This is a genomic window from Aeromonas sp. 75A (assembly GCF_051919425.1).
GTDB classification, from domain to species: Bacteria; Pseudomonadota; Gammaproteobacteria; order Enterobacterales; family Aeromonadaceae; genus Aeromonas; species Aeromonas veronii.
Window position 1 is genome coordinate 872173 of record NZ_JBQBES010000002.1, and the last position, 14191, is coordinate 886363.

A 14191-nucleotide genomic window follows, 5' to 3' on the forward strand; every position below is an offset into this window, starting at 1 on the left:
CGTTCGCACATAAAAACCACAGGATGACCATGAGCAGCAAGATCTACTTCAACACCCGCCGCTTCAGCCCGAGCAAATGGCTGCTGGGGATCGGTACCCGGTTACACCACAGACTCGCCCCCACCCATGCCAAGCGCACCGCCAGCAAGTTGCTGCTCACCCCCCAGCGCAACCAGCGGGATGGCAGCGAACCTGCCGGTCTGGTGAAACAGGCCGTCCATACCAGCGAAGGGACGCTGATGAGCTATCGGCTCGGTCAGGGGCCACTGTGGCTACTGATGCACGGCTGGTCCGGCAGCGCCAGCCAGTTCTATCCGCTGATGAGCCATATCGCCGCGCAGGGTTTCACCGCCATTGCCTACGATCATCCGGCCCACGGCCAGAGCGCAGGCAACACAGGCCACCTGCCCCGTTTCGTGCGCGCCTTCGACGAGCTGGCGACCAAGCTGGCCAGCGAAGTAGGCCCGCTGCACGGGGTCATCGCCCACAGCATGGGAGGCGCCGTCACTCTCTCCAGCCGTCAACCGGGTATCGATACCCTGCCGCTGCTGTTGATTTCGCCGGTGCTCGACTATGTGCCCCAGCTCTACGGCATGGTGGCACGCTCCGGCTACTCCATCCGGTTGTTCGATGCGGTGGTCAAGGAGATTGAGCAGGAGTACCAGCACCCCTTGAGTACGGTCGATCCGCTGGGTCGCCTCGCTAGTCGCAGCGGCGCGGCAATGATAGTGCACGACGAGGAGGACAGGTTTGCCCCGCACGGCGATTCCTTGCGGGCCAGTCAGGATGGTCATACCCGGCTGGTGAGCACCCGGGGTCTGGGCCACGGTCGCATTCTTGCCAGTGCCCCGGTATTCGCCGCCTTCGATCAGCTGGCGCGGCCGGGAAATCCCCAGCGGGCCCTTTGAAAAGCGGCCATGAAAAAAACGGGCAAGCGCCCGTTTTTATATTTGATACAGCGCCTTATAGTTAATTTGTCAGTGGGAACATTCTTGTCAGCACACAATAAGGCGCCAGCATATGGCCAGACCCAATACAGCGTTGTTGCTCACCGGTGGCGGTGCTCGCGCCGCCTATCAGGTCGGAGCCCTCAAAGCGATTGCGGAGCTCTACCCGCGCAATCTCGGCATCCCTTTTCCCATCCTGTGTGGCACCTCGGCGGGGGCTATCAATGTCACCGCACTGGCCTGCTACGCTTCCTGCTTCCATCTGGGGGTGCGCAAGCTGGAGTGGGTCTGGCGCCGCTTCGAGACTCACCACATCTTCGATTTTCACCCGGGGCGCCTGCTGTGGCGGTTGATGTATGAAGGGTCGGCGGGGCTGATCAATCCCCACACCAACCACGCCTTTCACCTCTTTGACAACGCGCCGCTGCACCGCCTGCTGGATCAGCTCATCGACTATCGCCGCATCGATGACAACATCCTCTACGGCAGTCTGGAGGCACTGGCCATCACGGCATCGGATTACGATGACGGCCTCTCCACAACCTTCTTTCAAGGGCGAGCCGACCACCATCCTTGGGAGCGAGCCAGACGGCGCGGGGTACGCACCGTGCTTACATCTGAGCACCTGCTCGCCTCCTCGGCATTGCCCTTCGTCTTTCCGGCCACCCGGATCGGCGAGAAGTTCTACGGCGACGGATCCATCCACCAGCTGAGCCCGCTCAGCCCCGCCATCCATCTGGGTGCGGAGCGGATCCTGTTGATCACCCTGGATCCGCCAGCGCACTCGGCGCCGACCCATCATCACGGCCATCTCACCAGCTCCAATATCGCCAGCCATCTGCTCGATACCGTCTTTACCGACACTCTCAACTCCGATCTGGAGCGGCTGTGGCGCATCAACCAGACTCTGGATCTGATCCCGGAGCGGGAACGCAACCGCCTCAAGCTGAAGCGGGTGGAAACCTGCGTGCTGAAACCGAGTCAGGATCTCGATACCATCGCACTGGCCTACCTGCGCAAACTGCCGCTAAAGTTGCGCCGCCTGTTGCGGGTGCTGGGTGTGAAGGGGGATGAGACCAGCAGTCTGGCCAGCTTTTTGATGTTCTATCCGGGTTATTGTCAGCAGCTGATCAAGCTGGGCTATCAGGACACCCTGAGGGAGCGGGAGCGCGTCGTCGCCTTCCTCGATATCGAAGGGCTACCAAAAGAGCGGGAATAAAGGGGGCGGCCAATGAGTGCAAGGGGACTCAGCGCCCCTCCAGCAAACGCTGCTCCGCCTGCTCCATCGCCACCACGGTACCAAACAGGATCAGCCGATCGCCAGCCGCCAGCACCAGCTCGGGTCTGGGCTCCAGACTCTGATCGCCGCGCTGCACCTCCTTGATCCGCACCTCATCAAGCGGCAGCTCGCGCACTTCACGGCCTACCGCCCACGCCTGATCGTGCAGCAACAGCGGATGGAGGCGTTCAAGCAGCTGATCTGCCTCCAGATTGCTGGCACTCTGATCCCCCCAGTAGAAGCCGTGCAGGAAGCGATACTGGCTGCTGCGCTCCAGCTCCATCCGACGGATCACCCGGCCAATTGGGATATCGCAGTTGAGCAGCAGGTGGGAGACCAGCATCAGGGCACCCTCTTGGGATTCGGGGATCACCTCAAACGCCCCCGCCTGCTTGTACTGCTCCAGAAAGCTGTCATCCCGGGTGCGCACCAGCACCTTGAGATCCCCCGCCAGTTCGCGGATCAGTGCCAGCATCGCCTCAACCCGCTTGCGGTCATCGAAGGTGATGATCACCAGCCGTGCCCGCAACAGACCGGCAGCCAGCAGAATATCGCGGCGACTGGCATCGCCGAAGGCCACCTGCTCCCCTGCCAGCTTGGCCTCGCTCACCCGCTCGGGGTCGAGGTCTAGGGCCAGGAAGGGGATCTCCTCGATCTTGAGAAAGCGGGCACAGGTCTGCCCCGCCCGGCCAAACCCGGCAATGATGACGTGCTGGTTTTTGCTCAGGCCCGACTGGGCGACTTCGGAGCGGGTCAGCAGCGCCGGATCGGTCAGACTGCGAGCCAGCGAATGGGCCTGGGTCACCAGCCAGGGGGTCATGGCGATGGAGATGATGCCGATGCCGATCAGCAGGGAGACCAGTTGCTGATCCAGCAGGCCGTGGTGCAGTGCCAGTGCCAGCAACACGAAGCCGAACTCCCCCACCTGACTGAGCATGATGCCGGCGGCCATGCTGTCGCGCTTTCGCTCCCCCATCAGCCGCCCGGCCAGCAGCACCAGCAGGGATTTGCACAGCACCAGCAGCACCACGCAGATCAGTACCTGCCACCATGCCCGCGCCACCAGCTCCCACTCCATGGCCATGCCGATGGTGATAAAGAAGAGCCCCATCAGCACATCGCGAAAGGGCTTGATGTCTACCTCCAGCTGATGACGGTAGTGGGACTCCCCCAGCATCATCCCCGCCAGAAATGCCCCCAGCGCCATCGACAGCCCGAGTGAATGGGTCATGTAGGCAGCCAGCAGCGCCACCAGCAGGGCACTCAGCACGAACAACTCGTCGGAGCGGGCTCGCGCCACCTCGTGAAACAGCAGCGGCAGCAACCACTTGCCCACCGCCAGCAGAGTGAAGAGAGCAAACAGCCCCTTGAGGGTGGCCCAGGCGATCTCGGCGGCCAGCGCACTCCCCTGCACTTCCGGCTGGGCGAGGATGGGGATCATCACCAGCAGGGGCACCACCGCCAGATCCTGAAACAGCAGCACGCTCACCCCCAGCTGGGCGCGGCGGGTATGGAGCTGCTTCTGCTCGCCGAGCTGCTTGATCACCACCGCCGTCGAGGAGAGTGCCAACGTTCCCGCCACTACCAGCGACTGGGCCAGACCCAGCCCCCACCACCAGCCGATGGCGAAGAAGAGCAGTGACGTGAGCAGCACCTGCAACATCCCGACCCCCAACACCAATCGCCGCATCGCCAGCAATTTCGGCAGGGAGAACTCCAACCCCAGCGAGAACATCAGAAAGACGATCCCGAGCTCGGCAATGGTCTGCATGATCGACTGGCCGGTGATCACCGCCAGCCCGTGGGGGCCGAGCAAGACGCCGGCAATCAGGTAGGCGAGGATCACCGGCAAGCCGAGGCGCCGGAAAGTTGCCACCAGCAGGACGGCGGCGAACAGCAGGATCAACAGGTCGGTGTACAAATTTTCCACTCCTTTTATCGACTTAAGCTTAGTCAGCCGATCTGGCGGGCAGGAAAGATATATTGGGCATGCCAATTGCAGGGAGGAGACAGTAGTCAGGTGTTACAGGTGGAAGACCATGGAAAATACGTCGTCACTTAATGGCTTTAGCCATGGCATCGAGCAGTGGGTTCGCCAGATGGAGCGGCTCACGCCGTTGCCCAGCGTTGAACGCAACCAGTTGCTCGAGCAGTTGTTGGGGCAGAGCGATCTCGGCGGTCTGCTGACAACTTTTGCCGATCGTGCGGCAAGAATTGTCAGGATCCACGGTCTCTACCTCGATTGTGGCCAGCCCCATGTGCTGATCCAGCACCCGCCGCTGGCCACCCTCAACCTGCACAACTATCCGTTCGAACTGCGCGGTCAGCATGGCCAGCTGCTCGGCCAGCTCCACTACGAGCTGGAACATCCGATGAGCGGCAGCCAGCAACGGGTACTGATGCAATACCATCAGCTGCTCTGCCTGCTGCTCCCCCTCTATCTGCGGCTGGAAAAACTGGATCAGCTGGTCCGGCTCGATCACCTGACCGGCCTTGGCAACCGCTCCTACTTTGATGAGGCCATCGGTCGCGCCATCGAACAGCACAGCCGCGAGCCCCACGGTCTGGTGCTGGTGCTGCTGGATCTCGATCGCTTCAAGCAGATCAATGACACCTGGGGTCATCCGGTGGGGGATCTGGTGCTGAGCCGCTTCGCCCAGCTGCTCAAGGGGTGTATCCGCAGCACGGATCAAGCCTTCCGGCTCGGGGGAGATGAATTTGCCCTGCTGCTGCAACCGGCCGAACCCGAGGCGTGGCGCCCGGTCTGGCTGCGACTGCAGCACATGTTGATGACCAACAAGGAGCTCAGCACCTTCTCGGTCGGATGCAGCCTTGGCGCCGCCAGCTGGCAATCCGGGGTCGATGTGCCGAGCCTCTACGAGGCGGCCGACAGTCACCTCTACGCCCGCAAGAAAGCAGGCAAGGCCAGCCCTAACGAGTAATCCCGAACTCTTCTTTGCTCCGGCACATGCGCGCCATGTGACCGGAGCTTCTTTTTTTGGGGTCCCCGCTCACACCGATCACCTCAGGCAAGATCCTGCTCGGGCAGAACCGGGGCGGCACCGCTTCCCTGCCAGTGGCAGACCAGCCCGGCTCCCTGTGCCATAAAACCGTCGCAGACAAAGAGCCCCACCACCGCCGCCGCCTGCTCGCCATAGTAGAGGATGGGGATGCGCCCCCGCTGCCACGAAGGCACGCCATACTCCTGCAGCAGCTTCTTCATCCGCCGACTGCCGCTTCGCCCCACCGGTTTGAGGGGGATCCCGGGCGCTACCTGAAAACGCACCGAGAGGGGCTCGTCCGCTCGGGGGGAACGCAACAGCCCATCGCCGCACTCCGCCATGCGTACCACCAGCTCACCCAGCCCGTCCGGCAGGGTCAGCGGCTCACCCACGGTCAGCGGCAACACCTGATGACAGGGTTGCAGGTCAGGGCTCACCAGATAAAGCCGCTCCTGAAAACGGCGGCAGCTCTGGCGCCCCCAGTTGAGCCGGGGATTGGCATCGCCGCGCGCCAACGCCACCTCCTGCCACAGCCGGGCAAGCTGCTCACGGGATGGCATCTCCCCCCCTGACGGCGGATCCAGTAGCGCAGCAGGTTGTTGCGCCGAGTCGGTGAGAGGGCGTGCAGCGGGCCGATATGGAGCGCCTCCCCCTCACCCGCCAGCTGCCAGTCGCTCTCGGCCAGCTCATCCAGCAGCGCCTCCTGCTCGGCGCACAGGGCCATGCTGCGCGCCGCAGTCTGGGCCATGGCGGGCCAGCGCGCCTTGAGTTGGGGGATAAGCGTCTGGCGCAAAAAGTTGCGGTCATAGCTCACGTCCTGATTGCTCTCATCCTCCACCCAGCCAAAGGGGAGGCTCGCCGCCGCCTCGACCAGCTCGGCGCGACTCATATCGAGCAGCGGCCGCAGCAGCAGACCGCCAGCAAAGGGCTGGCTTGGCAGGATCCCCGCCAGGCCACGCAGACCGGCGCCGCGCTTGAGGGCCAGCAGCAGGGTCTCCAGCTGATCGTCCTGATGGTGGGCGGTGAGCAGCCACTCCCCCTCCCGCATCCGGGCGGTCAGCCGCTGGTAACGGGCTGTGCGGGCCTGCGCCTCCAGACTCTCGCCATTGCCACGGGCCAGTGTTACCCGCTCGACCAGCAGCTCCACCGCCAATTGCTGACACACGGCTTCACAATGAGCGACCCACTCATCGGCATGGGGACTGAGGCCGTGGTGCACGTGCAGGGCGCGAACTGGCAGGCTGTGCTCGCGAGCATACTGCGCAGCCAGCACCAGCAGCAGGGTGGAGTCGAGGCCGCCACTGAAGGCCACCAGCAGACCGGTGGAACCTTCCGGCGCTGGCATAGTCAGACAAAAGCGAGAATAAAGATGAGAAATCATAGGCTTCCCCAAAACGGACCGGCCGATCTTAGCAGAGTCGGGCTTATCAAGCTGCAACCCTGCTGCTAGAGTGAGGCTCGCCCGCCCTCTCCACCAGGCTGGCCGCAAGGCGGTCGCACAACCGGTTGGAGCAAGGAAGATGGGCAGGGAAGCAAACAATCGGAATTGGAATCAAACAAGATGAACAATAAGAAAAGCTTACTGGCCGGCCTGATTGGACTGGCACTGCTGGCTGGCTGCAGTCAGGCACCGCAAGACTCCCCCAAACACTCCGGGCTGGCGCTGGCCAATATGGACACCCAGGTCAAACCCGGCGATGACTTCTTCCGCTACGTCAATGGCAAGTGGCTCGCCACCGCCAAGATCCCCGACGATCGCCCCGCCGATGGCGCTTTCTACATGCTGCGGGACAAATCCCTCGCCGATGTGCGGGTGCTGGTCGAGGGGCTGGCCAAGCAAGAGGCCGCCACCGGCACGCCGACCCAGCAGATCCGCGATCTCTACGCCAGCTATCTGGATCAGGCTAGCCGTGACGCCAAGGGGCTCACCCCGCTGGCACCGGCGCTGGCCGATATCGACCGGATCGGTGATCAGGCCGCGCTGGCCCGCGCCTTTGCCCAAAGTGGCCGCATGGGCGGCGGCGCGCCGTTTGGCATCTGGATCGACGCCGATGCCAAGTCCCCCGACCGCTATGCGGTCTACCTCTATCAAGGTGGACTGGGGCTGCCGGATCGGGACTACTACCTCAAGCAGGATACCGAGAGTCAGGCCCTGCGCCAGAAGTACCAGCAGCATATCGCCGCCATGCTGAACCGCCTCGGGGAATCTGACCCGAGCGGCAAGGCCAAACGGATTCTGGCCCTCGAAACCCGGCTCGCCACCATCCAGTGGAACAATGTCGCCCTGCGGGATCGGGAGAAGAACTACAACAAGCGCCCCGCCAGCGAACTGGCACGGCTCGCCCCCCATCTCGACTGGCAGGCTTATCTCAATGCCGCGGGCATTGCTGGCCAGCCGGAGCTCATCATCGGTCAGCCGACCTATCTGAGCGCGCTGGATCAGGTGATGGCCCAGACCCCCATCGCCGACTGGCAGGCCTACCTCAAGTGGCAACTGCTGACCGACTACGCACCCTATCTCGACAGCGAGACCGACCGCGCCAACTTCGCCTTCTACGGCACCACATTGAGCGGCACGCCCAAGCAGCGCGCCAGCTGGGAGCGGGCGCTCGGGGTGCTGAACGATCATCTGGGTGAAGCAGTCGGCCAGCTCTATGTGGCCCGCTACTTCCCGCCAGCAGCAAAGGAGCGGATGGAGCAGCTGGTGGAGAACCTGCGCACCGCCTACGGCCAGAGCATCAAGGAACTCGACTGGATGTCGCCCGAGACCAAGGCGCAGGCCCTCGAGAAGCTGGCCAAGTTCCGCCCCAAGATCGGCTACCCCGACAAGTGGAAGGATTACAGCGCCATCACCATCAAACCGGATGATCTGGTGGGCAACCTGCAGCGCTCGCAGGCCTTCGAATATGCCGACAATCTGGCTCGCCTCGGCAAGCCGGTCGATCGGGACGAGTGGCACATGTCGCCGCAGACGGTGAACGCCTACTACAACCCGAGCAACAACGAGATCGTCTTCCCGGCGGCCATTTTGCAGCCCCCCTTCTTCGACATGACAGCGGATGACGCAGTCAACTACGGCGCCATCGGCGGGGTGATCGGCCACGAGATGGGCCACGGTTTTGATGATCAGGGGGCAAAATCTGACGGCGACGGCATGATGCGCGACTGGTGGACACCGCAGGATCTCAAGGAGTTCCGCTTCCGTACCAGCCGGCTGGTGGCCCAGTACAACCGCTTCGAGCCCATCAACGGCCAGTTCGTCAACGGCCAATTTACCCTGGGTGAGAACATCGGCGATCTGGGCGGCCTCACCATCGCCCACAAGGCCTACGAGCTGTCGCTCGATGGCAAGGAGGCGCCGGTGCTGGATGGCTTTACCGGCGAACAGCGCTTCTTCCTCGGCTGGGCGCAGGTGTGGAAGGGGATGTATCGCCCCGAGCTGATGCAGATGCTGCTGCGCTCCGACCCCCACTCGCCGCCCGAGTACCGGGTCAACGGCGTGGTGCCGAACATTCCCGCCTTCTACGAGGCATTCAACATCCAGCCGGAAGACAAGCTCTATCTGCCGCCCCAGAAGCGGGTGAAGATCTGGTAACAGCATCACTGCGGGCTCCCGCGGGAGCCCGCAGTCAAGAGACAGCAAGAGGTAGCAAGATGAACAAAGCATTGATGATGGCAGGGCTGCTGACCCTGCCGCTGGCGGCACAAGCACAAGCCGAAGAGGGATTTAGCAAGCAACTGACCCTCCCCTCCGGGCAGGTGATCCGGGTGGCGCAGGGGGCCGGTGAGCCCGCCTCCATCGGCAGCTATGACGTGCGGCTCTATTCGGGCCAGAACGCCCAATTTCCACTGGATGAGTTTCAGGATGGCAAGGTGATGGCCCGTAACGGCTTTATCCGGGAGCTGAAACTGGTCGATTTGAATGGCAACAAACAGCCCGAGCTGGTGGTCATCATCGAGAGCGCTGGCAGCGGCAGCTATCAGGATGCCGATGCCTACACCGTCAGCCCGCAGGGTGAGCTGGAGATCTTCAATCAGGTCAAGGAGCTGGAGCCCAAAGAGGATGTGGTCAAGGCGCTCAAAAGCCCGCAGGACTAAGCCCTCTCCCCGAATCTGTGTCTAGTCCTGAAATGTAAAAAGCCCTGATGATCAGGGCTTTGTTGTTTCTGCTGTTGACGCAAATAGCCTAGAGGCAGGTCGCCCGAATGAAGACCTGCGGCAGCGCCATCTCATGCTGGGCCGTCACCAGTTGCAGCTCGTAGGCCCCCGCCAGCCAGGTGCGGGCCAGCACGGCATCAACGCTGGCGTTGGTAAGTTCGAACGCCGCTACCGGGGTACAACCGGCCAGCAGATTGGCCAGCATGGTGGCGCTCAGCAGATCCCCCACCCCGATGGGGTGGCGGGCAAAAGGGTAGAGCGGGCGGGAGATGTGAAAAGTCCCCTCCTCGCACACCAGCAGCATTTCGAAGCGGTCCATGGCAAAGCCAGCCTTGCCCAGATGCTTGACCATCACCAGCTTGACCCCTTGCGCGCGCAGCTGCTGGCACGCCTCGATGGCCTCCGGCACATTGCGGATATCGCGGCCGGTGAGCTGTTCCAGCTCCAGCAGATTGGGGGCCAACATATCGGCGCAGGCCAGTGCCCTGGTTTTCAGAAAATCGGCGACGCCGGGTGCCACTATGCACCCCTTGTCGGGGTGACCCATCACGGGATCACAAAAGTAGAGGGCGGCCGGATTGATCGCCTTGAGCCTAGCCACCGCCGCCAGGATCTCCTCCCCCTGTTCGGCCGAGCCGAGGTAGCCGCTCAAGATCGCATCGCACTCGGCCAGCACGCCGATCTCCGCCAGGCCGTTTACCAGCTGACGGATATGGCCGCCGGGCATCACCATCCCCTGCCAGCCTTCGCTGTATTGGGTGTGGTTGGAGAACTGCACCGTGTTCATCGGCCACACCTCGATCCCGAGGCGACGCATGGGAAAAACGGCGGCGCTGTTGCCGGCACAGCCAAAGACTACGTGGGATTGAATGGAGAGCACTCGCTTCATGGTTGGCGACTCACGCAATAAGAACAGGAATTCCGGAGGGAAAAACGGGCCTTGCGGCCCGTTGTTGTCACTTTCGACTGTTGTCACTGTCGATTAACGCAGCACCTTGACGGTGTAGCTGCCATCGGCCTGACGATAGAGGCCGTGGATGTCGGTCTCGAAACCCGGGTAGTGGGCACCGATCTCGCACAGCATCTCGAGGAACTCGAGCACCGGCAGAGAATCCTGGGTCACCATCTCGCCCGGCAGTACCAACGGAACTCCCGGCGGGTACGGCAGGATCATGTTGGCGCTGATGCGGTCAACCATGTCACGCAGCGGCACCTCTTCCAGATTGCCAGCCAGCTCCTGCTGCCATGCAGCATGCGGGGTCATCTTCATCTCCGGCAGCACGTCGAACGCCTTGAACATCAGCTCCGGCAGACGGTACTTGCTGGTCAGGTCATGAATCCGCTGCGCCAGCTCCTGAATGCGCATCCCTTCGTAGAAGCTCGGGTCTTCACGATAGAGGCTCGGCAGTATGCTCTTGATGGTCAGGTTCAGGTCGTAGCCGCGCTTGAACTCGGTCAGGGCGCGCAGCAGTTGCATCGCCTTGGACTGATCGATACCGATGGAGAAGAGGAACAGCATGTTGTAGGGGCCGGTCTTCTCGACCACGATGCCGCGCTCGTCCAGGAACTTGGAGACCAGAGAGGCAGGGATGCCCTTCTCCAGCAGCTGGCCATCACGACCCATCCCCGGGGTCAGCAGGGTGACCTTGATGGGGTCGAGGTACATGTGGTCATCGTCGATGCCGTTGAAGCCGTGCCAGTCATCTTTCGGATCCAGCTTCCAGCACTCGACGGTGTCGATGTTGTCCGGCTGCCATACGTCGAAGAACCAGCCTTCGCTCTGATCACGCAGACGCTTGATCTCTTTGCGGAAGGAGATGGCGCGATCGATGGAGTCCTTGATCAGACGCTTGCCGGTGTTGCCACGCATCATGGCGGCAGAGATCTCGGTCGATGCCACGATGCCGTACTGCGGCGAGGTGGAGGTGTGCATCATGAAGGCTTCGTTGAAGGTCTCTTCCTCCACGTCACCCTTGATGTGGATCATCGAGGCCTGGGAGAAGGCCGCCAGCAGCTTGTGGGTGGACTGGGTTTCATAGAACACCTTGCCCGGCATCGCTTCGCCGCTCATGCCGCACTTGCCTTCATAGATCGGGCTGAAGTTGGTGTAAGGCACCCAGGCACTGTCGAAGTGGATGTAAGGGGTATCCAGACTCTCCTTGATGAAACCGGTGTTGTAGAGCAGGCCATCATAGGTGGAGTTGGTGACGACGGCGTAACGGGGAGCCTGGGCACCCGGTGTCGCGGCAACCTTGGCAGCGATGGTGTCGCGGCTGAATTCGCTCTGCGGGATACCACCCAGAATGCCGTAGGCGTTGCGGGTCGGACGGAAGTAGATCGGCGTCACGTCGTTCATCATCATCAGGTGAGTGAGCGACTTGTGGCAGTTGCGGTCAACCAGCACAGTGCTGCCAGCCGGTGCGGAGAACATGCCGACGATCTTGTTGGCAGTGGAGGTGCCGTTGGTGACGATGTAGGAGCGATCGGCGTTGAAGGTACGGGCGATGTACTCTTCGGCTTCCTTGTGCGGACCGGAGTGATCCAGCAGGGAGCCCAGCTCCGGCATGGAGATGGAGACGTCGGCCTTGAACGCGTTCGGGCCATAGAAGTCATAGAAGATGCTGCCAGCCGGGCTCATCTGGAAGGCGGTACCACCCATGTGACCCGGAGTACAGAAGGTGTATTTACCCTCTTCCACGTACTTGAACAGCGCCTTGGTAAACGGCGGCAGGATGGCGTCCTGATACTCCTGAGTGGCCTGACCCATCTTGAGGGCGATGTCGTCGGCCATGCCGAGACGGTACTCGAAGAAGTGCACGTTCAGACGCAGGTCGGTCAGGTGAATGTCCAGGGTGGACTGGTCGTTGGCAAAGGCGAAGATCGGCAGCTTCTCGTTGCGATCGTGGATCTCCTTGCACAGACCCAGGGAGTATTTGTCCCAGTCGAAGATGGCGCCGCAAACGCGGGGGTTCTTCTCAATCAGTTTCAGCAGGTCGGCGACGTCGACCGGATAAACAACCTCGAAACCCTTGCGCTCGAGGGAGGCTTGCAGCTGGCGAATGGGCTCTTCTTTAAAGAAAACGCCGAGGTGGTTGAGGATGGCAATGATATTCATCGTAATGCTCCACACGTAAAGGGGCGCTCTCCATCAGGGATGGTGAGTGAAGAGCGCTCGGAAGATAAAAGGGGGAATTAGTTGCTGGGTTGCTCGTTGAGCAGGGCGTCGTGCTGACGCAGACCCTGTTTTTTGGCGTAGAACATCAGGATGATGAGCGACACCACGAAGGTAGCGGTGAGATTGGAACCCTTGGCACCCATCAGGGCCACCAGACAGAAGACGCAGGCCACACCGGAGAAGATCATCGCGCCGATGCTGCGGGAGGTCATGCCCTCGAAGCGAATGAGGTTAATGCTGGAGTAGAAGTAGGGCAGCATGGTCAGCAGCACCGCATCTGTGGTCAGCACGTTGAAGAGATCGGCAGCGTGAGCGGACTGGGAGGTGAAGGCGGTCAGGCCAATCATCAGGGCAGTCATCTTGAGGGAGCCCAGGATCAGACCCTTCTTGGCCACGCCATTCTTGTCCACTTCGCCGTAGATTTTCGGGAAGTTGCCGTCGTTGGCGGCACGCTTGCCCGCCTCGCCCACCAGCATCATCCAGGAGCCCAGCGAGGTGAAGCAGGCCAGGGCGGTGAAGGCAGAGACGAACGGGGCAGACCAGCTACCGAAGATGGCGGAAGAGGCCATGGCAAACGGGGCGCCGGAGGCAGCCACTTCACCGGCCGGGAACATGCCGCTGATCACCTGGGTAGAGAGGATGTAGATAACACCCGCGATACCGGTACCCAGCATGGTGGCGAGCGGTACAGTGCGCTTGGGGTTCTTCACCATGCCGGAAGAGACGGCGGCAGATTCAACACCGACGAAGGACCAGAGGCAGATCAGCACGGCGCTGATGACCGCATGCAGGTCGCTGCCGCTGGTGGTGTTCCAGTTCTGGCTGTAGACGGTGGCATCAAAATGACCCCAACCCATCACCGCAGTACCGACCACTGGCAGCAGGATCAGCACCAGACCCAGAGTACAGAGTCGGCTCACCCAGCTACCGCCAAGCAGGTTGACGAAGGTGAAGATCCAGACGGCAGCGATGGTGGCTGCGGCGGCCGGGATCGGGCTGTTGAGAATGGGGAAGAAAACCGAGAGGTAGGAGACGCCGGTAATGGCGATGGCCAGGTTACCGATCCAGTTGGCGTGGTAATAAAGCACACCGGTCTGGAAACCGAACACCGGAGAGATCTCGCCAGCGTAAGCAATGGGGCCACCCTCTTGCGGGTTCTTGGTCGCAAGGCGGGCGAAGACGAAGGCGAGGCCCATGGCGCCTACCAGACAGATTGCCCAGCTAAAGACAGAGATGGAGCCGATGGTGGCCAGTGCCGAAGGCAGCAGCGCGATGCCACTCCCCATCATGTTGCCGGCCACCACACCTGTACAGGCGATAAGGCCAATCTTCTTGCTCGTATCTAGGGACATAAGATCTCCGGTTCTATAAAAGGTCGGGTCGTCACATACACATTTGGCGGAACGCCCCGCCAAAGAATGGGCACAGACTAGGCCTCTCATCCCCGGAAAACATAAAGACCAGCTAACGGATAAAAATATGAGGCAACTTTTTTCGCCGCCTCATCGCTTTCGATAAAAACCATTTAAAAACAGCAGGTTGACATCATCCAATACAGCTACCTTGATAAAACCTTGATATCCGACCGTCCCGTTCTTGTCCCTTGATAACCCCCTTATCTCGCCGTCTT

At 61.6% G+C, this 14191-nt stretch carries 9 protein-coding genes and 1 pseudogene; 5 read left to right on the top strand and 5 right to left on the bottom strand.

Annotated features, from left to right (window positions below; all coding sequences use genetic code 11):
- Window positions 1–29: 29 nt before the first annotated feature.
- Both ACTG2T_RS03835 and ACTG2T_RS03840 read left to right on the top strand, forming a co-directional pair.
- A complete protein-coding gene (locus tag ACTG2T_RS03835; protein WP_127008189.1) occupies window positions 30–908 on the top strand; it encodes an alpha/beta hydrolase in 879 nt (292 codons plus the stop codon).
- A 112-nt stretch (window positions 909–1020) separates the two neighbouring features.
- Window positions 1021–2166: a patatin-like phospholipase family protein gene (locus ACTG2T_RS03840; protein ID WP_330124071.1), complete on the top strand. Its 1146-nt coding sequence runs from the start codon at window positions 1021–1023 to the stop codon at window positions 2164–2166.
- A 28-nt stretch (window positions 2167–2194) separates the two neighbouring features.
- Here ACTG2T_RS03840 and ACTG2T_RS03845 read toward each other — a convergent pair whose 3' ends face one another.
- Complete coding sequence (locus tag ACTG2T_RS03845; protein ID WP_005338473.1) at window positions 2195–4147, bottom strand: monovalent cation:proton antiporter family protein; 1953 nt, start codon at window positions 4145–4147, stop codon at window positions 2195–2197.
- Between the two features lie 118 nt (window positions 4148–4265).
- On the opposite strand from ACTG2T_RS03845, the gene ACTG2T_RS03850 reads away from it, so the two are divergent.
- Window positions 4266–5168, top strand: a complete 903-nt coding sequence (locus tag ACTG2T_RS03850; RefSeq protein WP_043818917.1) for a GGDEF domain-containing protein — start codon at window positions 4266–4268, stop codon at window positions 5166–5168.
- An 83-nt stretch (window positions 5169–5251) separates the two neighbouring features.
- On the opposite strand, the pseudogene tilS reads toward ACTG2T_RS03850, so the two are convergent.
- Window positions 5252–6609, bottom strand: a pseudogene (tilS, locus tag ACTG2T_RS03855) (tRNA lysidine(34) synthetase TilS).
- 180 nt (window positions 6610–6789) lie between these two features.
- Here tilS and ACTG2T_RS03860 point away from each other — a divergent pair.
- Complete coding sequence (locus tag ACTG2T_RS03860; RefSeq protein WP_330124068.1) at window positions 6790–8823, top strand: M13 family metallopeptidase; 2034 nt, start codon at window positions 6790–6792, stop codon at window positions 8821–8823.
- A 59-nt stretch (window positions 8824–8882) separates the two neighbouring features.
- A complete protein-coding gene (locus tag ACTG2T_RS03865; protein WP_330124067.1) occupies window positions 8883–9326 on the top strand; it encodes a PliI family lysozyme inhibitor of I-type lysozyme in 444 nt (147 codons plus the stop codon).
- A gap of 88 nt (window positions 9327–9414) precedes the next feature.
- Here the strand turns inward: ACTG2T_RS03865 and pdxY are convergent, their stop codons facing one another.
- From pdxY to cadB, 3 genes are all read right to left on the bottom strand, one after another.
- Window positions 9415–10275: a pyridoxal kinase PdxY gene (pdxY, locus tag ACTG2T_RS03870; RefSeq protein WP_330124066.1), complete on the bottom strand. Its 861-nt coding sequence runs from the start codon at window positions 10273–10275 to the stop codon at window positions 9415–9417.
- Between the two features lie 93 nt (window positions 10276–10368).
- Window positions 10369–12501 carry a lysine decarboxylase CadA gene (locus tag ACTG2T_RS03875; protein WP_330124065.1) on the bottom strand — a complete coding sequence of 711 codons (2133 nt, stop codon included), beginning with the start codon at window positions 12499–12501 and terminating at the stop codon, window positions 10369–10371.
- Window positions 12502–12578: 77 nt separating this feature from the next.
- Window positions 12579–13913, bottom strand: a complete 1335-nt coding sequence (cadB, locus tag ACTG2T_RS03880) for a cadaverine/lysine antiporter (protein ID WP_033136539.1) — start codon at window positions 13911–13913, stop codon at window positions 12579–12581.
- Window positions 13914–14191 lie beyond the last annotated feature (278 nt).

Bases quoted from the DNA above. Each gene is read 5' to 3' on its own strand.
- ACTG2T_RS03835 (WP_127008189.1), top strand. From the start codon at position 30: ATGAGCAGCAAGATCTACTTCAACACCCGCCGCTTCAGCCCGAGCAAA.
- ACTG2T_RS03840 (WP_330124071.1), top strand. From the start codon at position 1,021: ATGGCCAGACCCAATACAGCGTTGTTGCTCACCGGTGGCGGTGCTCGC.
- ACTG2T_RS03850 (WP_043818917.1), top strand. From the start codon at position 4,266: ATGGAAAATACGTCGTCACTTAATGGCTTTAGCCATGGCATCGAGCAG.
- ACTG2T_RS03860 (WP_330124068.1), top strand. From the start codon at position 6,790: ATGAACAATAAGAAAAGCTTACTGGCCGGCCTGATTGGACTGGCACTG.
- ACTG2T_RS03865 (WP_330124067.1), top strand. From the start codon at position 8,883: ATGAACAAAGCATTGATGATGGCAGGGCTGCTGACCCTGCCGCTGGCG.
- pdxY (WP_330124066.1), bottom strand. From the start codon at position 10,275: ATGAAGCGAGTGCTCTCCATTCAATCCCACGTAGTCTTTGGCTGTGCC.
- ACTG2T_RS03875 (WP_330124065.1), bottom strand. From the start codon at position 12,501: ATGAATATCATTGCCATCCTCAACCACCTCGGCGTTTTCTTTAAAGAA.
- cadB (WP_033136539.1), bottom strand. From the start codon at position 13,913: ATGTCCCTAGATACGAGCAAGAAGATTGGCCTTATCGCCTGTACAGGT.